Annotated in this window: 16 protein-coding genes; 7 read left to right on the top strand and 9 right to left on the bottom strand. The window is 65.3% G+C overall.

The features are described from left to right. Positions 1-170 precede the first annotated feature (170 nt). Positions 171-749 (top strand): superoxide dismutase [Fe], encoded by a 579-nt coding sequence (gene sodB / locus EVC45_RS20925; protein ID WP_129960146.1) that lies wholly within the window; start codon positions 171-173, stop codon positions 747-749. Between the two features lie 251 nt (positions 750-1000). Here sodB and EVC45_RS20920 read toward each other — a convergent pair whose 3' ends face one another. Continuing rightward, on the bottom strand, positions 1001-1264 hold the full coding sequence (locus tag EVC45_RS20920; protein WP_129960145.1) for a hypothetical protein: 264 nt from the start codon (positions 1262-1264) through the stop codon (positions 1001-1003). A 251-nt stretch (positions 1265-1515) separates the two neighbouring features. On the opposite strand from EVC45_RS20920, the gene EVC45_RS20915 reads away from it, so the two are divergent. Then, positions 1516-2067, top strand: a complete 552-nt coding sequence (locus tag EVC45_RS20915; protein WP_129960144.1) for a glycine zipper family protein — start codon at positions 1516-1518, stop codon at positions 2065-2067. Positions 2068-2189: 122 nt separating this feature from the next. On the opposite strand, the gene EVC45_RS20910 is transcribed toward EVC45_RS20915, so the two are convergent. Together EVC45_RS20910 and clpP are read right to left on the bottom strand one after the other, a co-directional pair. Next, positions 2190-3740: an NYN domain-containing protein gene (locus EVC45_RS20910; RefSeq protein ID WP_129960251.1), complete on the bottom strand. Its 1551-nt coding sequence runs from the start codon at positions 3738-3740 to the stop codon at positions 2190-2192. A gap of 160 nt (positions 3741-3900) precedes the next feature. Further along, positions 3901-4548: an ATP-dependent Clp endopeptidase proteolytic subunit ClpP gene (gene clpP / locus EVC45_RS20905; RefSeq protein WP_129960250.1), complete on the bottom strand. Its 648-nt coding sequence runs from the start codon at positions 4546-4548 to the stop codon at positions 3901-3903. A gap of 260 nt (positions 4549-4808) precedes the next feature. Here clpP and EVC45_RS20900 point away from each other — a divergent pair, with 260 nt between their 5' ends. Further along, positions 4809-5864, top strand: coding sequence for a sigma-70 family RNA polymerase sigma factor (locus EVC45_RS20900; RefSeq protein ID WP_129960143.1), 1056 nt, complete (start codon positions 4809-4811; stop codon positions 5862-5864). Here EVC45_RS20900 and EVC45_RS20895 read toward each other — a convergent pair. The 3 genes from EVC45_RS20895 to EVC45_RS20885 form a co-directional block, all read right to left on the bottom strand. After that, a complete protein-coding gene (locus EVC45_RS20895; RefSeq protein ID WP_129960249.1) occupies positions 5820-7094 on the bottom strand; it encodes an EAL domain-containing protein in 1275 nt (424 codons plus the stop codon). The genes EVC45_RS20900 and EVC45_RS20895 overlap by 45 nt on opposite strands. A gap of 320 nt (positions 7095-7414) precedes the next feature. Further along, positions 7415-8875 (bottom strand): multidrug transporter subunit MdtD, encoded by a 1461-nt coding sequence (mdtD, locus tag EVC45_RS20890; protein WP_129960142.1) that lies wholly within the window; start codon positions 8873-8875, stop codon positions 7415-7417. Between the two features lie 129 nt (positions 8876-9004). After that, positions 9005-10423 carry a PLP-dependent aminotransferase family protein gene (locus tag EVC45_RS20885; RefSeq protein ID WP_129960141.1) on the bottom strand — a complete coding sequence of 473 codons (1419 nt, stop codon included), beginning with the start codon at positions 10421-10423 and terminating at the stop codon, positions 9005-9007. Between the two features lie 181 nt (positions 10424-10604). Between EVC45_RS20885 and EVC45_RS20880 the strand changes: the two genes are divergently transcribed. Next, complete coding sequence (locus EVC45_RS20880) at positions 10605-10910, top strand: DUF2917 domain-containing protein (RefSeq protein WP_129960140.1); 306 nt, start codon at positions 10605-10607, stop codon at positions 10908-10910. A gap of 80 nt (positions 10911-10990) precedes the next feature. Here the strand turns inward: EVC45_RS20880 and EVC45_RS20875 are convergent, their stop codons facing one another. Then, the gene (locus EVC45_RS20875; protein ID WP_129960139.1) at positions 10991-12232 is read right to left on the bottom strand and encodes a citrate/2-methylcitrate synthase; all 1242 of its coding nucleotides are present in this window, start codon (positions 12230-12232) and stop codon (positions 10991-10993) included. 127 nt (positions 12233-12359) lie between these two features. Between EVC45_RS20875 and EVC45_RS20870 the strand changes: the two genes are divergently transcribed. Beyond that, complete coding sequence (locus EVC45_RS20870; protein WP_129960138.1) at positions 12360-13769, top strand: CoA transferase; 1410 nt, start codon at positions 12360-12362, stop codon at positions 13767-13769. 72 nt (positions 13770-13841) lie between these two features. Here the strand turns inward: EVC45_RS20870 and EVC45_RS20865 are convergent, their stop codons facing one another. Further along, positions 13842-14588 carry a GntR family transcriptional regulator gene (locus EVC45_RS20865; protein ID WP_013090333.1) on the bottom strand — a complete coding sequence of 249 codons (747 nt, stop codon included), beginning with the start codon at positions 14586-14588 and terminating at the stop codon, positions 13842-13844. 195 nt (positions 14589-14783) lie between these two features. Here EVC45_RS20865 and EVC45_RS20860 point away from each other — a divergent pair, with 195 nt between their 5' ends. Next, on the top strand, positions 14784-15629 hold the full coding sequence (locus EVC45_RS20860; RefSeq protein ID WP_129960137.1) for an aldo/keto reductase: 846 nt from the start codon (positions 14784-14786) through the stop codon (positions 15627-15629). Positions 15630-15722: 93 nt separating this feature from the next. On the opposite strand, the gene EVC45_RS20855 is transcribed toward EVC45_RS20860, so the two are convergent. Beyond that, positions 15723-16184 carry a Rap1a/Tai family immunity protein gene (locus EVC45_RS20855; RefSeq protein ID WP_129960136.1) on the bottom strand — a complete coding sequence of 154 codons (462 nt, stop codon included), beginning with the start codon at positions 16182-16184 and terminating at the stop codon, positions 15723-15725. A 386-nt stretch (positions 16185-16570) separates the two neighbouring features. Between EVC45_RS20855 and EVC45_RS46175 the strand changes: the two genes are divergently transcribed. Beyond that, positions 16571-16836, top strand: a 266-nt coding sequence (locus EVC45_RS46175) for a hypothetical protein (protein ID WP_211193454.1), incomplete at its 3' end; no start/stop codon positions are given.

The following is a 16836-nucleotide window of genomic DNA, read 5'->3' as shown; positions in this document are numbered from 1 at the left end:
ACCCGGGCACGCGCGATGCGCGCCCTTCTCAAAGGCCTTGCGCACGGCGTGTTCGACATGCCAAACATAAAGGCCGCTGGTTTGCGGGGTTATTCCAAGTCGCCTACAATCGAGTGCTCGATAGCGTCATCCGCAGACTCCCCACAACAGATACAGAGAAGGAAAGCACCATGGAACATACGCTCCCGCCGCTGCCGTTTGCGAAAAACGCGCTCGCTCCGCACATGTCGGAAGAGACGCTCGAGTTTCACTACGGCAAGCATCACCAGACCTATGTGACCAACCTGAACAATCTGATCAAGGGCACGGAGTTCGAGAACCTGTCGCTGGAAGAGATCGTCAAGAAGTCGTCGGGCGGTGTCTTCAACAATTCGGCTCAGGTGTGGAATCACACGTTCTTCTGGAACAGCCTGTCGCCGCAAGGTGGCGGCGCACCGACCGGCGCGCTGGCTGACGCGATCAACGCGAAGTGGGGTTCGTTCGACAAGTTCAAGGAAGAGTTTGCGAAGACCGCAGTCGGCACGTTCGGCTCGGGGTGGGCATGGCTCGTGAAGAAGGCTGATGGTTCGCTCGACCTCGTGTCGACGAGCAACGCCGCCACGCCGCTCACCACCGACGCCAAGGCACTGCTGACGATCGACGTGTGGGAGCACGCTTACTACATCGACTATCGCAATGCGCGTCCGAAGTTCGTCGAAGCGTACTGGAACATCGTCAACTGGGACTTCGCAGCGAAGAACTTCGCCTGAGATTGCCGGTTGCAGCTTGCCGTCTGATGTCGCGATCCTTGCGGTCGCGATTGAAGATGGTAGCGACAGACGAAAGCCCTCCATTGCGAGGGCTTTTTCTTTTTTGAGGTGATTGCAAGGCGACGGACGCGTGTTGCGCCCGCTTAGCACCGGCGGGTGTTCCCTCTCTTGTATGCTTTTGTGCTTCTGAAACAACTTTGTCACAGTTGGTAACTGTGGTTTTGCGAGGCGCCAAACGGAGTGACCTGCGGCTAACTATCCGAGTCGGAACTCGCGGACATCTGTCGATGCCGATGACCCCTGCCACCGCCTGCCGGCTTCGATGAGCTGGCGGGGGAGGGCGCCGGCGGCGGATGGTTCATGTACTGAAAGTTCTGCACGATTGCGGCGCTCGGAAAGGTCGTCGTGCCCGGTTGCTGGAGTACGACGCTCGGCGCGGCAGGGGTGGATTGCGCGAATGCGGGCGCGCTGCCCGCGACGCAAGCTGCTGCGGCGGCGAGAATGAGCCGGTTCATCGAGGCGTCCTTCGGGTGGTCGATTGGGTTGGGCAGGGATCGTTCGACGCGAGTGTAGGCCGGGCTCGTTGTGAATTCATCGCCCGCTCATTAACAAGCATTACCTGATATAACGTGCCCAACCGCCGCGGCTACGTGCAGTCGGGGCGACGCAAGCCGGCCGCGCGAAAAACTTTCTGTAACTAAGGCGTAACCACGGAATTTTGCGATTAGCCTAACGTTTGAATTCCAATCCTCCGAAGTGCACCACCATGATTTCCAGCAATAAAACGATCAGCCTGGCGATTTCCGCCGCCGTCATCGCACTCGCGTTGGGCGGTTGCGCGGTGGCGCCGCCGAGCGGCCCGAGCATCGCCGCGATGCCGCGCAGCGGCGAGACGCTCGCCGAGTTCCAGGCGAACGACTACGCGTGCCGCGATTACGCGAATCATTCGACGAATCCGGCCGGCGCGGCGCAGGCGGCCAACACGAATAGCGTGAACAGCGCGGCGCTCGGCACGCTGGGCGGCGCGGCGATCGGCGCGCTGTTCGGTGCGGCGGCGGGCAACGCCGGCGCGGGCGCGGCGATCGGGGCGGGCAGCGGCCTGCTGATCGGTGGCGCGAACAGCGCGAATGGCGCCCAGTATTCGGCGGCCGCCATGCAGGCACACTACGACACCGCCTACGCGCAGTGCATGGTGTCGAAGGGCGAGACGATCGTTCAGCCGCAGCCTTACTATTCGACGCAGCCGGTGTATGTTGCGCCCCGTCCTTATTACGCGCCGCCTCCGCCCGTGATGTATGCGCCTTATCCAGCTTATTGAGCGGTGATAGTTGGGCGCCGGCCGACTTGCTTGTCAGGCATTGTCGGCCAGTACTGCGTTTCAAGTGCGTAGCACGATTGGGCGGTAGCTTTTGGCGACGATCGTCAAATATGTGCCGCTGCTTACTCTGCGGTGTCCGTAGACGCCGTTTTGCGCGGACGACGGCTCCGGGGGGCGGTTTTACGGGCCGCCTTCCTGGCTGCCGCAGGCGCTTCTTCCGGATTGACTGCCGGTGCAGAGGCCTCGGCCGGCGCTGCGATCTCAGGGACTTCATCGATCGTGCGAGGCGTGCTTTTCTTCACTTTCTTCGCGGCCGTTTTGCGCGTTGCGCGCTTTTTGGCGCTTTGATACTGCGCGGGTTGGTCGCTGTCGGCGGTCTGGTCGGCTTCGTGGCCGAAGACGACTTCTTCAGCGGTTGTATCCACTTGTGCTGTTGCAGCGCGAGCTTCGGACTCTTCCGCTATCGGCTCAGTGACGAACTCATGTGACAGGGGAGTGTGTTCACGCGGTTCCTGCTGCTGGGTCGGCTCGGCGGGTTCGACGTGTTCGGCGGGAACCGGCGCGGCAACCACAGATTCTTCCTCAGCCGTCTCGTGGTGACCGCGCTTGCCGTGGGCGCCTTCCTGCTGAGCGCGTCCCGCCTTGCGATTGGTGCGATCCTTGCGCCGCGACTTGTGCTTGCCGCCCGACTCGGAAGCAGCCGCTTGCGCCGCCTGCGCTTGATACGAAGGTTCGGCCGCCCGTTCAGCCGAAACCGCTTCAGCCGATCTCGTGTCCGCAGATTCCGCTGCGGCGTCGCCGATGGATTCACTTGCCGCTTCACCCGCGACGTTCACAGCCGTGCTTCGATAAACGTATGCGCCTGACTTTTCATCGCGGCCGAATTCGAGCAGCCCGCGCGCCTGCGCTTCTTCCAGCAGATTGCCGAAAGCGCGAAAACCATAATACGTTTCGTTGAAATCCGGTTTGCGCCGCTTGATCGCGTTCTTCAGTACCGACGCCCAGATCTTGCCGCTGTCGCCTCGTTCTGAAGCGAGCGCATCGAACGTCTGCACCGCAATTTCAACGGCCTTGCTGCGGCGCTTCTCCAGATCTTCCTTGGGCGGGGCCTTCTCTTCATCAGGCGCACGTTTGGCTGCCTGCTGCGCGCTCTGCGGCTGACGTGACGATTCGCGCCTCGCGACTGCGCGCTGACTTTCGCGTACGAGATCGTCGTAAAAAAAGAACTCGTCGCAATTCGCGATCAGCAAATCCGAGGTGGACTGTTGCACGCCGACACCGATGACCTGTTTGGCGTTCTCGCGCAGCTTCGACACGAGCGGCGAGAAATCCGAATCACCACTGATGATGACGAACGTATTGACGTGCGATTTCGTATAGCAAAGATCGAGCGCATCGACGACGAGCCGGATGTCGGCGGAATTCTTGCCCGATTGGCGCACATGGGGAATTTCGATCAGCTCGAAATTGGCCTCGTGCATGGCCCCTTTGAAACTCTTGTAGCGATCCCAGTCGCAATATGCTTTCTTGACCACGATGCTGCCCTTCAGCAGCAGTCGCTCGAGCACCAGCTTGATGTCGAACTTGTCGTACTTCGCGTCGCGCACGCCAAGCGCGACGTTCTCGAAGTCGCAGAATAGCGCCATGCTGACGTTTTCGTTGGATGACGCCATGTGTATCTCCATTGAGGCGGTCGTCGAAGTCGACGAATCGCGACATGATAGCGATTCCAGCGAAGGTGAGCAGCTTTTGTGGTGCGCTCGCACCGATAGGTGGATGGGGGCGGCAAGCGGTCTAACCGGCGGTGCCGCGAGCGGCTGCATGTCAGCTCGGTTACAGGGTGTCGCGACGGCCTGCGTTATTCCACGTCGCGCGAGCTTCCAGCACGTCGTCGATCAATCCATATTCCTTCGCTTCAAGCGCCGACATGAAGTTGTCGCGGTCGGTATCGCGCGCGATCTCTTCGGTGCTGCGTCCGGTGCGCTCGGCCATCATCGCATTGAGGCGCGCTCGCACGTAAAGCACCTCTTTCGCCTGGATTTCGATGTCCGCCGCGGTGCCCTGACCGCCGCCGGACGGCTGGTGAATCATGATGCGCGCATTGGGTAGCGCGTACCGTTTGCCGCGTTGACCCGCGGTGAGCAGGAAGGTGCCCATGCTCGCGGCAAACCCCGTGCACAAGGTCGAGACCTCCGGCTTGATGAACTGCATGGTGTCGTAAATCGCGAGGCCGTCATACACCGAGCCGCCGGGCGAGTTGATGTAAAAAGAAATATCCTTGTCGGGGTTCTCCGATTCGAGAAACAGCAATTGCGCGACGATCAGACTGGCAGACTGTTCGTTCACGGGCCCGACGAGAAACACGATGCGCTCGCGCAGCAGGCGGGAGTAAATGTCATAGGCGCGCTCGCCCCGGCCGGATTGTTCGATGACCGTGGGCACAAGGCCGAGGCCGGAGACAGACGGGTAACTGGCAGGCATGGATTCCTCGTTCAGAATGGACGGCATGGGCATTCCGGGATGCACGGGCGGCCGCGGGACAAAAGCCGCGTGCCAAGCGCCGGTTGTTGCTCATTTGACGAAGCAGCAACCGGCGTCGTGACAGAAAATTTTTTTGCGCCGCGCTGTCACATCCTCCGTCGCCCGAGCGTCAAGCTGAGGAATACCGAACATGACGCGCGCTGAGCCATGCCACCGGCACGCAGCCGCTTTTTCACCAGGCACCATCGGGAGGTCGACGCATGACGGAACACGGAATCGACAAAGCATCCAGTTTCGAGGCCGCGCGCGCCCGTCTGCTGGCACTCGCATACCGGATGCTCGGCAGTCGCGCGGAGGCCGAAGACGTGGTGCAGGACGTCTGGCTCAAATGGCATCTGGCCGATACGCAGGCGGTGCAAACGCCGGTCGCGTGGCTCACCACGCTGACCACGCGCACGGCGATCGATCGTCTGCGGCACGCGCAGCGCGAGCGCGCGTCGCAGGCTAGCGGCTGGTTGCCGGAGCCGTGGCTCGACGAGGTCGCACCTTCGGCGGAGGAGTTGGCATTGCGCGCGGCCGATATGTCATATGGCGTGATGCTGCTACTCGAACATTTGAAGCCAGACGAACGTGCGGCGTTCGTGCTGCATGAAGCGTTCGAGTGCGATTATGCGGAAATCGGCTCGATTCTCGAGCGCACCCCTGCCGCGTGCCGGCAAATGGTTCATCGCGCCAAGGAGCGTCTGAAACGTGCGGGCGCGCCGTTGGAGCGGCCCGATCCAGCGGTGCATGGGCGAATCGTCGAGCGTTTGCGCGCGGCGCTCGAAGCGCAAGATCGGGCGGGCCTGCTACAGCTCTTCAGCGACGCGCCGCAACTGATCAGCGACATACCTTTGTACGCGCCACCCACTTCGTTCTCCGCGGGCGACCCCGCCCTTCGAGCACATGGGCCGACGCCCAACACCGAAGCGCAACGCGCCCGCGAGCCGGGTTCAGGTCCGAAGTGGATGGGCGTGATCACATCCCTCGCGCAACAGGCGAGCCATGCCGAGGTGGTGTCGATGGCGGGTGCTGTGTGCATCGCGCTGTTCTGCGACGGCGACATCGTCGGGTTGATCGACGTGGTGACGGATGGCGTTACGGACCGTTCCGCGAGAATCGTCTCGCTTCGCATCCTCACCAGCGCCGCGCATTTGCAGGCGGCCAACCAGATGCTGGGCCGTGACGCGGTCAACGACCTGCTTGCCCGCATCAAGGGCCTTCCGCAGATGTCAGTTACGGTGAGCCGCGACTTCCCAGTTGATGTCGACGCATAGCACTTGCGTACCGTGCGACGTGTGTGCGGCGATCGAGGCCGTGACGCACAGGTGCGCTTCGTTGATCGACAGATACGGCGGCGTCAGATGAACCCGGCCCGGTTGACGCATCGCCTGAATGAAGTACGGGCGGCGTTCCCAACTCGCGCCTTCGGAATGCAGCAGCGGGCTGAAGCGCTTTGCTCGTTGCGATGTGCGACCCGGCGGCAGCACGTTGTCGCCGATCTGCCGGCCCGAACCGTCCAGCACGAAGCAGCGCGCCGTTTCTCCGAGCGCGAGCAGAGGTGCGGTCGCCTGCGAGATCGATTCCCCGGCGATCAACTGCGCGGCGGCTGCCTCGAGACCGGTGACATAGGGCGCGAGCCGTGCGGATTGTGCTTTCTCGCGAGCGGCAACGCGTTCGCGCAGCGAGGCCGACAGCGAATCCATCAGGCCAGCGGCAACTTGCGGCTTGACCGGATCGACGCTCGGGCCCGCGAAAAAAGCGCCCTGAACGAAGTCCACGTTGCATTCGAGCGCGATCAGCGCATCACGCTCGGTGCTCAGACCGCCCATCAGCACCAGTTGGCCGGACTCGTGCAACAGAGAGACGAGGCCCGGCAACACGCGCTCGATGTGCGAGTGTTCACTCGCTTGCGCGAGGATGATGCGGTCGAGCGTGACGATGTCCGGCCGCAGATTCCACACCCGGTCGATGTTCGAATGCTTGGCGCCGAAGCCGTCGAGTGCGATCAGGAAACCGGACTTGCGCAGCGCATCGACGATCTCTGCGAAGCGCGTGGTCTCGCCGCCAGCCTGTTCGGATACTTCGAGCACCACGCGTTGCGGCGGCAGGCCGAGCGTCTTCAGGCTGGCAAGCAGCGCGTCGCCGTAGCTGGTGTCCATCAGCGCGGCCGGATGGAGGCTGAGGAAGAGCCATTCGTCATGGCTGTCGAACGCGTTGAAGTTGCCGAGGTGCAGCGATTCGGCCAGCCGTCCAAGTTCCAGCAGGTCGCCGCGTCGCGCGGCCTGCGTAAACACTTCGTGCGAGGGCGCTTGCCGCTCGTGCTCGTCGTGGACGCGCAGCGACGCGTGATACCCGATCGCTCGCCGGTGCGATACCGAGAAGACCGGCTGAAACACGCTGAAAACGGTGTAGCCGCCATACAGCACGGTACGCCGGGAGCCTTCGTCGCCGGCCATCGGGCGTGGCGGCTGGAAGCCGGGAGGATCGAGTTCGATCATGCTCATCATGTCAGTCGTGTGGAAATGGCGGCGCTTGCAGGGCCAGGCAGGCGTTCGCGCGCCCAGACCAAGAGTTTACAGGATAGACGAGCAAGAACTATGCGCGTGTACGAACAGAGCTTGGGCGTCCACCAGCAATGCTCGGAGGAAATCATTGTGCGCTCGCCGCGGTACGAAGGCGATCTCACGCACTTCGCTGGTGCGGGGCGCGCCCTGTTGCAGGTCGGCGGCGCTGTTCAAGGGTGCCACGTGCCGCGCGCTCGGAGTGATGCCCCAAAATCCGTTCGGGCGTGCGGGAGGTTGCGTTGTCCTGGCTCGTGCGGCTCTCAGGTTCGCTCCGAAGGATCGGTCTTTTTCGCGGGCGTGCGGATCTCTGGCGACAACTGCGCAAAGATCCACGACGAACACGCGGTGATGATGCCGACACACAGGAAGGTCGCATGAAACGCGGGCAGCGAATTGGCGGCGGTCACGCGTTGCATGATGCCGGTAAAGGTCGTCAGCAACGCACCGGCCACGGTCACGCCGAGACTCATCGAAAGCATCTGCACGAGCGAAAACAGGCTATTGCCGCTGCTCGCGCCGCCGGTGCCGAGGTCCTTCAGCGTCAACGTGTTCATCGCGGTGAATTGCATCGAGTTCACGCCGCCGAAGATCGCCAGTTGCACGAGCCGCAGCCACAGCGGCTGATTCGTGCTCGTGAGCGCAAAACTCGCCATCATCAGGCCGACCAGAATCGTGTTCGCCATCAGCACGCGTCGATAGCTGTACTTGAGAATCAGCTTCGTCACGAGACGCTTCGTCGCCATGCCCGCGGCCGCTACGGGCAGCATCATCAGGCCGGCTTCGAATGCGCTATAGCCGAGGCTCACCTGCAACAGCAGAGGAATCAGGTAGGGCATCGAGCCGCTGCCGATCCGCGCGAACAGATTGCCGAGCAGCCCGACGCTGAAAGTGTGGATCTTGAACAGATCGAGCGGGAAGATCGGCGCGGGCTCGCGCACCGCGTGCAAACCATAGGCAACGAAGCACGCCATGCTCAGGATCAGCAATACCAGCACCGTCGCATGTTGAATGCCGAACTCGGTGCGGCCATCGAGCGCGAACGAAATTGCCACCATCCCCACCACCAGCAGCAGGTAGCCGCCAAGGTCGAATTTGCCGGTGGATTCGTTGCGGCTGTCCGGCATGAAGACAAACGTCGCGATGCAGCCCACGATGCCCACCGGCACGTTGATCAGAAAGATCCAATGCCACGACGCGATCTTGACGAGCCAGCCGCCGAGCGTCGGTCCGATCAGCGGTCCGATCAGTCCCGGGATCGCCACGAACGACAACGCCGGCAGATAGCGCTCCGCCGGAAAGGTGCGCAGCACCGCGAGCCGCCCGACCGGCAGCAGCATCGCGCCGCCCACGCCTTGCAGAATGCGGAACAGCACCAGCTGATTCAGCGTATGCGCGTTCGCGCACAGCAACGAGCCCACCGCGAACACGAGGATCGCACTGAAGAACACGCGCCGCGTGCCGAGTTTGTCGGCGAGCCAGCCGGACACGGGGATCATCACCGCCATCGTCAGCGAGTAGGCGATCACCACCGATTGCATGCGCAGCGGCAGCTCGCCGAGGCTTGTCGCCATCGCGGGCAGCGCGGTGTTGACGATCGTCGAATCGAGCGTCTGCATGAAGAAGCCGGTGGCGACCAGCCACAGCATCACGGTCAGCGAGCGGGGCGAAGGGCCCGAAGGGATGTCGGGAGCGAGGGCGGGCGGAGTCGGCGTCGTGGACATAAAAGGCGGCTGGGCGCGCTCGGTCGGGCGTGGACTCGCTATTCTAGGGAAAAGCGAGTCCCGGCGCAGCGGACGGCGGCGTGTTGCGCACCTGCCGATGCTGCGTCACGGCCCCACTTCACGCGGTGTTCACGCATCAGGCGGCAACTGCGCCGCCGCATGAAAAAACGCCTGCGCCCGTGGCTCGTTGCCAAACGCCACATGAATCCGGATCCACGGGCTCGCCTCCCGATTCGGCCTGAAGTGTTGTCCGGGCAGCACCGTCACACCGAGCGGCACGCCGCATTCAACCAGCCGTTCGGCATCCGCGACATGGGGCACGCGCGCCCACACGAACTTGCCGCCTGCTGGCTCTTCGAAAATCTCCCAGCCGGCATCTTCGAGTGTCTGGACGGTCGAGCCGAGCGCGCCGCGCATCTGCCGGCGCAATCGCTCCAGATATTTGCGATATGCGCCGCGCTCCAGCATCGACACCGCCACCGCCTCGGCAAAGCGCGAGCCGCCGATGCTCGTCAGCATCTTGATGTCGACCAGATCCTTGATGATCGCGTGATTCGCTACCACGCAGCCGATCCGTAGCGACGACGACAGCGTCTTCGACAATCCGCCGATGTAGATCACCTGCTCGAGTTGGTCGAGGGTGGCGAGGCGGTCGGTGATCTCGGTCTGAAAGTCCGCGTAGATATCGTCTTCGATGATCTGGAAGCCATGCTCACGCGCCATTTGCAGCAAACGGAACGCGACCTGCGGTGCGACCGTGGTGCCGGTCGGGTTGTGAAACACGGTGTTGATGAGCAGCAATCTGGGCCGGTGCAGCTTCAGTTGCGCCTGCATCACGTCGAGGTCGGGACCATTGCCGGTGCGCGGAATGCCGATCAGCTTCATGCCGTGCAGTCGCAGCAGCCCGTACAGGTTGTAGTAGCCAGGATCCTCGACAAAGATCGTGTCACCTGGCTTGAGCATGTAGCGCACAAGCAGATCGAATGCCTGACTCGCGCCATTGGTGATCAGAATTTGCGACGCGTCCGCCTGGATGCCCAACTGGCCAATGCGGCCGCGCAACTGCTCGCGCAGGACCGGGTTGCCGAGCGGCGTCGCGTACTCGACCATGCTCGCCGGGTCGGTTCGCGACACGTGGCGGATCGCCTGCGCAATGCCATCGATGTCGCGCCAGCTTTCGGGAATGAAACCGGTGCTGAGCTTCAGCGTCTCGCCCGGAAAGTTGAACTGCTCCAGCAAATGGTCCGACTCGACATCGGCACGGCGCGGGTCCGAAGTGCCCTGGCAGCGCATGTCCGTCGGCTGACGGTCCGAGACGTAGAAGCCGGAGCCGTGGCGCGAGTCGACATAGCCGAGCGACACCAGCCGATCGTATGCCTCGATCACCGGAAAGCGGCTTACGCTGAAGTCGGCGGCGAACTGGCGGATCGACGGCAGCTTCGAGCCGGGATGCGCATTGCGCGAGCGGATCCATGCCGAGACGCCCGCGACGATCTGCTCCGTCAGCGGCACGCCGTTGTCCCGATCGAGTTCGATTTCGAGTTTCATACCTGCCTTCTTGCGCCGACTGGCGAACGCGAAAGCTCTTGACCAGCGTCGCGCGAGCCATGCCAACTGTTCGGTTTTTCGACTGAACAGTTCCGATGAAAGTGTTCGGAACTGTGCATGGGACTTCGATCATCGCACGTCAATAATCGGTACAACAGAAAGTTCTTCGAGGAGAACGGCGATGCGAGAAGTTCGAGTTTTCGAGTTGGAACATAGCGAGCCCGCCGCGGCTTGGCAGGTCGCGCGTCCGACGATTTTCAAGGTGATCAGCGGCAACATCTGGCTGACCGTCGAGGGCGAGCATGAGGATCACTGGCTGGCGGCGGGGGAGTCCATCGAGTTGGCGCGTGGATCGGTGGCATGGATCAGCGCGGGGCAGGCGGGGGCGCGTTTCGCGCTGGCGAGCGGCTCGGAGCGCAAGTTGCCGACACTGCTACTCGGCTGGGCGATGCCGGCCTGGCTGGCGCGTCGGCCAGGCGCGGTCTGAGGCGGGGGTGAATCGCGGGCCGCCGCGTTGCAAACCCGGCGCGGCACCCAAGCAGCCCTTGAGCAGCCCCTGGGCAGCCCCTAAGCTCCCCCTCCCGCCTCGTACTCCCCGATATACCGCGCCCGCGGCCGGATCAACCGGCCATCGCGCGTCTGCTCCATCGCGTGCGCGATCCAGCCGACCACCCGCCCGAGCGCGAACAGCGTGAACGCGGCCCCCGTCGGCAGGCCGAGCACGCGCTCGATCGCCGCCAGCGCGAAGTCCACCGTCGGCTCCGCGCCGGTCGTTTCGCGCACGGCTCGCGCAAGCTGCAGTACCTCGTCGAGCGGCGAGCGGGCCGGCGCACAGTCGGCGAGCATCGTCAGCAACAAGCGCGCGCGCGGATCGCCGTCCGGATAGAGCGGATGACCGAAGCCCGACAGCACCGGACCTTGCGCGCCGTGCTCGTGGTGCGCGAGACGGGTCGCCAGGTAGCGGTCCAGCTCGGGCGAGCGCGACGCCTCATCGAGCAGCGCGGCGATGCGCACGGTTTCGCCGCCGTGACGCGGCCCGGCGAGCGCCGCGAGGCCGCCCGCGACCGCGCCGAACAGATGCGTGCCCGTCGACGTGATGCAGCGGACCGTGAAAGTCGACGCGTTCAGCTCGTGATCCGCGCAGGCGACCAGCGCCGCGCGCAGCAGCCCGCTTTGCTGCCGGCTGCGCACCCGCCAGGCCGTCGCGATCTGCCGATGCAGCGGTTCGTTCGACGGCGCCGCCGGCAGCATCGCGGCGGCAAGCAGCCGCATCACGGCGCACGCGGTGTCGAGCTGTGCATCGCGGCCGAGCGCCCACACCCGCGGCATCTGCGCGGCTGCGGCCGGCAGCAGCACCAGCGCACGGTCGAGCGGCGTGCTGTCACTCCACAGCTTGAGCCACGCGGCCCATTGCGCGGGGGCGAGCGGCACGGCGGGCGCATCGGCGATGCGCCGCGCGCTGCATTCCCACAGCAGCGCCGCGACGTCTTCGAGTGACGCGCTGCACGCGAGCTCGATCGCATCGTGCCCGCGATACAGCAGCCGACCGTCTGCGACCAGCGTGATCGACGATTCGAGCACCGGCACGCCCCAGTCGAGCACCTTCTGCGCGACTTTGCCGGCGCGCTTGCCGTCCGCCTTGCGACGCGCGAGACGGCGCACCTCGGCGGCATCGTAGAGCCGATGCCTGCCTTGCGCATCCGGTGATGAGCCGAGCATGCCGCGGCTCACGTATGCATACAGCGTCGGCAAGCTGACGCCGAGCGTCGCGGCCGCTTCGGCGGCGGTCAGGTAAATCGGGGTTGGCATGAAATCGTGCGGAAACCGAAGAAATCAATATATGTTGATTATCATAATCAAGATTGATTGCAGCAACGCGCAAATTTAGACTCGGTGCACCTGCTTCCAGTCCGCGCGGCCACCGCGCCTCGATGCCATGACGCCCGAACTCGCCCTCAAGCACATCTGGACCCTCGCCGGCTGCGATCCGGTCGCGCTGCACGCCGTGTCGCTCACCGGCGCGGACCCCGGCTTGCCGTCGGTCTACCGCGTCGGCAGCCTCGCGTCGTCGACCATCGCCGCGACGGGCCTCGCCGCCGCCGAATACTGGCGCTTGCGCAGCGGACGCAGGCAGCAGGTGTCGGTGCAGATGCGTCGCGCGCTGGCGGCGTTTCGCAGCGAACGCTATCTGCGCATCGACGATGGGCCGCCGCCCGCGCTGCGCGATCCGGTCACCGGCTTCTACGAAACGGGCGACGGCCGCTGGATTCAGCTGCATACGAATTTCGCGCATCACCTGAAGGGGGTGCTCGAGGTGCTCGGCTGCGACAACGGGCGCGAGTCGGTGGCGGCAGCGATTCGCGGCTGGGAGGGCGCGACGCTCGATCGCACGCTCGCCGACGCGGGCCTGTGCGCGGCGTTGATTCGCACGCCCGACGAATGGGCCGCGCTCGAGCAGGCCAAAGCGATCGCGCGCTTGCCGCTGTTCGAGATCGAGCGTATCGGCGACGCGCCGGCCGAGCCGCCGCGCCACGCCGACGCCGACGCTGAACCCGGCATCGACCGTCCGCTCGCGGGTGTACGGGTGCTGGATCTGTCGCGGATCATCGCCGGACCGGTGGCCGGCCGTGCGCTCGCGCATCATGGCGCCGACGTGCTGACGATCAACGGACCGCATCTGCCGAACATCGCACCGCTCGTGATCGACAACGGCCGCGGCAAGCGTTCGGCCCTCGTCGATCTGCGCGACGCGGCCGGCTGCGACACGTTGCGCGGACTCGCGCGCGATGCCGACGTGTTCCTGCAGGCGTATCGTCCAGGCGCGCTCGCGGCGCGCGGCTTCGGGCCGGACGAACTGGCGCGGCTGCGGCCCGGCATCGTCTATGTGTCGGTGTGCGCATACGGGCACACGGGGCCGTGGGCGCAGCGACGCGGCTTCGATAGTCTGGTGCAATCGGCAAGCGGCATCGCGTGGACGGAGCGCGCGGCGGCGGGGGCGGCCGCGCCGCGGCATCTGCCGTGCCAGGCGCTCGATCACGCGACCGGCTATCTGGCCGCGTTCGGCGCGATGGTCGCGCTCGCGCGGAGGGCACGCGAGGGCGGGAGCTGGCATGTGAAGGTGTCGCTGGCGCAGACCGGGCGCTGGCTGCAGTCGTTCGGGCTGCTGGCCGATGGGCAGCAGGCGCCGGAGGTGTCGCTCGACGACGTACGCGATTGCGTCGCGAGTGTGCAATCGGAGTTCGGGCGCGTGCTCGGTGTGCTACCCGCAGAGGAACTGGCGCAGACGCCCGCGTTCTATGCGCTGCCGCCGGCGCGCATCGGCGCGCATGAAGCCCGGTGGACGTAACGAGGTTGCAGGGGTGGCGTGCGGAGCGTCGCGTTTAGGAGCGAAGCGAGCTCGACCGCCCATCCACCGTGTCTACTTCCGCAACTCCGCCACGAAGTCGTAGTAATCGTTGCGGCAGTACGTATCGGTCAACTCAATGGCCCGCTGATCCGCCGTATAGCCAACGCGCGTGATCAACAGCAGCGCCTCGTTCGGCGCGATGCTCATCTGCTGCGCGATCTCATCGCTCGCGTTCACCGCGCGGAAGTGCTGCAACGCTCGCACGATCGTCAGGCCGCGATTCTCCAGATACGTGTACAGCGAGTCGCCGATTGCCTGCGGATCGGGAATCACCGCGGCCGGGAACGTCGAATTCTCGACCGCCATCACGATGCCGTCGGCGAGCCGCAGCCGCCGCAGCCGCGTGACCGCTGCGGCCGGCGACAGCCCCAGCTGGATCACCTCGTCGCGATTGGCCGGCGAGATTTCGCGCGACAGCCATTTCGAACTCGGCGTGAAGCCGCGCCGCCGCAGCATTTCGCTGAAGCTCGACAGCCGTGACAACGGATCTTCATAGCGCGGCGTGATGAAGCTGCCCGCGCCCTGGGTGCGGCGGATCAAACCCTGCTCGACGAGCAGCGCGATCGCCTTGCGCGACGTGATGCGCGACACGCCGAGCGCCTCCGACAGCACGCGCTCCGAGGGCAATGCCTCGCCGGCGTTCCAGCGGTTTTCGTGGATCGCGCTGCCGAGCTTGCGGGCAAGTTGCAGATAGAGCGGTGTGTCGTTTTCCGGGTCCGGGCGCAGGTCGCGCCAGCGGTCTTCCGAGGCAGAGGTCATGGGGCTCACGCAAGATGGGCAAGCGGCAATTTTAAAACATCGGCGCGTCCCGTTATAGCGGGCTTTTGCCAGGCGCGCCACGGTGAGGCCGCGGAGCCGCTAAACTCGTCGCGATGTTTTTCGTAGCATGCGTTGCGTGATGAGGCGGCATGCCGTCGCATCGCATCCGGATCGAACCACTTTCGAGGAGTCAGCATGACGAGCGAGATCGCGAGCGTGAGCCTGCCGGGCGGCGAGCGCATTCCGGCGCTGGGGCAGGGCACGTGGGAGATGGGCGAGCAGCGGGCACGACGCGCGGCGGAAATCGATGCGCTGCGTTGCGGCGTCGAACTCGGCATGACGCTGATCGACACCGCCGAAATGTACGGCGACGGCGCGACCGAATCGCTGCTGGGCGAAGCGCTCGCCGGTTTGCGCGACAAGGTGTTTCTGGTGAGCAAGGTGTATCCGCACAACGCCAGCCGGCGCGGCGTGATCGCCGCGTGCGAGCAGAGCCTGAAGCGTTTGAAGACGGACCGGCTCGATCTGTATCTGCTGCACTGGCCCGGCTCGGTGCCGCTCGCGGAGACCGTCGACGGCTTCGAGGCGCTGCGGCGCGCGGGCAAGATCCGGTACTGGGGCGTGAGCAACTTCGATACCGACGACATGGAAGAACTCGTCGCGACACCGGGCGGCGATGCGTGCGCGACCAATCAGATTCTGTACAACGTGGCGCGGCGCGGGCCGGAGTTCGATCTGCTGCCCTGGCTCGCCGCGCGCGGCATGCCGGCGATGGCATACAGCCCGATCGATCATGCGCGGCTGCCCAAACGCTCGCCGCTCGACGACATCGCCGACGCGCGCGGCGTCTCCGTGTTTCAGGTGGCGCTCGCGTGGGTGCTGGGCAAGCCCAACGTGTGCGCGATTCCGAAGGCGGCGCGCGTCGAGCATGTGCGCGACAACCATCGCGCGTCGCAACTGGTGCTGGAAGCCGGCGAACTCGCCGCGCTCGACGCGTACTTCAAGCCGCCGCGCGGCAAGCGTGCGCTGGAGATGTTGTAAGCCCTGGCGCGACCGCCGCCCGTTGCGGAGCGGCGGCGCGCGAGGCTCGAAGCGCTGTGGGCGGCGCTCACGCCGCTCGCGCCGGCGCGGCGCTCAGGTGCAGGCGTGGTGCTGATGCACGGAGCCGAGCACGGCGACTTCGGCGGGGGTGTGCTGCAGCGCGTCGTCCGGCACCTGGGCGGCGTCGGCGAGGAAGTCGTCGACGATCGACGACACCGGCACGTCGCGCAGGCAGAGCGACACGCGCTGGGTTTCGTTGGCGGGGAGTGTGGCGCGTTGGGCGAGGAACAGCACGCCGTACTGATAACCGTGGATGATGCCGCGGATCGCGCCGACGCATTGCCCTTGCGCGACGTTGTCGTGACGCTGTTTGCAGCTCTGTACGAGCGAGTAGGCGGAGAAGCTCGGGTCGACCGGCGGCGCCGCTTGCGACAGGGTTTGCGCCATTGGCTGCGCGGGTGTTTGCGCATTGGCGAGCGATGCGAGGCCCAAGGCGGTAACCATTAGCACGGCGGCTGCCGTGCGGGTCGCGGAGGGGGGGACGCTTCTATGCATGTTGTGGGCCCTCATATCGAACGATGAATCTGATATGAGGCGGTCGTCTCGGATTGGTTCCATAACACTCGCACGCAATGGAGGTTGGGTTCCCGCCGCTCACGGTGCGGTTCGCGCGACGGCGCGCGGCGCGGGTCGCGCGCTCGGCGAGCCACGCCGTCAGCGCGCGCCGAAGGCGGGGCGGGCCGCTCCGACCGGCCTCGGGCGGTGACGCCCGACCGGGGGATCGGGACGCCACCGCCGTTGCCAGCGGATAGCGGACAGTATGCCGGGACATGTCGCCGGCGGGTAGGGCGCGGGGGCCCCCTACCTGAGGAAGCGGGCCACGCCTAGTGCCCGTTCCCGCCACCGTTGCCACTGCCGCCGCTGCCGCCACCCTTGCCTCCGTGACCGCCGCCGAAGCCTCCGCCAAGGCCTCCGCCGAACCCGCCACCGAAGCCACCACCAAAGCCACCACCATTCGCACCGCCGAAACCACCGCTGGGTCCACCGCCAAAGCCACCACCGGGGCCGCCGCTGGAGCCTCCACAACCGCAGCCGCCGCTCCCGCTCCCGCTGCCGCCGCTGCCGCCGCTGCTTCCGCCACCGCCACCGCCACCGCCACCGCCACCGCCACCGCCACCGCCACCGCCACCGCCACCACCGCCGCCAC

The organism is Paraburkholderia sp. UYCP14C (assembly GCF_004197395.1).
GTDB lineage: Bacteria > Pseudomonadota > Gammaproteobacteria > Burkholderiales > Burkholderiaceae > Paraburkholderia.
Note: the sequence above shows the minus strand (reverse complement) of the source record. Positions and strands in the feature narration are given on the sequence as shown.

Coding starts and splice junctions, on each gene's coding strand:
- sodB (WP_129960146.1), top strand. CDS start 171: ATGGAACATACGCTCCCGCCGCTGCCGTTTGCGAAAAACGCGCTCGCT.
- EVC45_RS20920 (WP_129960145.1), bottom strand. CDS start 1,264: ATGAACCGGCTCATTCTCGCCGCCGCAGCAGCTTGCGTCGCGGGCAGC.
- EVC45_RS20915 (WP_129960144.1), top strand. CDS start 1,516: ATGATTTCCAGCAATAAAACGATCAGCCTGGCGATTTCCGCCGCCGTC.
- EVC45_RS20910 (WP_129960251.1), bottom strand. CDS start 3,740: ATGGCGTCATCCAACGAAAACGTCAGCATGGCGCTATTCTGCGACTTC.
- clpP (WP_129960250.1), bottom strand. CDS start 4,548: ATGCCTGCCAGTTACCCGTCTGTCTCCGGCCTCGGCCTTGTGCCCACG.
- EVC45_RS20900 (WP_129960143.1), top strand. CDS start 4,809: ATGACGGAACACGGAATCGACAAAGCATCCAGTTTCGAGGCCGCGCGC.
- EVC45_RS20895 (WP_129960249.1), bottom strand. CDS start 7,094: ATGAGCATGATCGAACTCGATCCTCCCGGCTTCCAGCCGCCACGCCCG.
- mdtD (WP_129960142.1), bottom strand. CDS start 8,875: ATGTCCACGACGCCGACTCCGCCCGCCCTCGCTCCCGACATCCCTTCG.
- EVC45_RS20885 (WP_129960141.1), bottom strand. CDS start 10,423: ATGAAACTCGAAATCGAACTCGATCGGGACAACGGCGTGCCGCTGACG.
- EVC45_RS20880 (WP_129960140.1), top strand. CDS start 10,605: ATGCGAGAAGTTCGAGTTTTCGAGTTGGAACATAGCGAGCCCGCCGCG.
- EVC45_RS20875 (WP_129960139.1), bottom strand. CDS start 12,232: ATGCCAACCCCGATTTACCTGACCGCCGCCGAAGCGGCCGCGACGCTC.
- EVC45_RS20870 (WP_129960138.1), top strand. CDS start 12,360: ATGACGCCCGAACTCGCCCTCAAGCACATCTGGACCCTCGCCGGCTGC.
- EVC45_RS20865 (WP_013090333.1), bottom strand. CDS start 14,588: ATGACCTCTGCCTCGGAAGACCGCTGGCGCGACCTGCGCCCGGACCCG.
- EVC45_RS20860 (WP_129960137.1), top strand. CDS start 14,784: ATGACGAGCGAGATCGCGAGCGTGAGCCTGCCGGGCGGCGAGCGCATT.
- EVC45_RS20855 (WP_129960136.1), bottom strand. CDS start 16,184: ATGCATAGAAGCGTCCCCCCCTCCGCGACCCGCACGGCAGCCGCCGTG.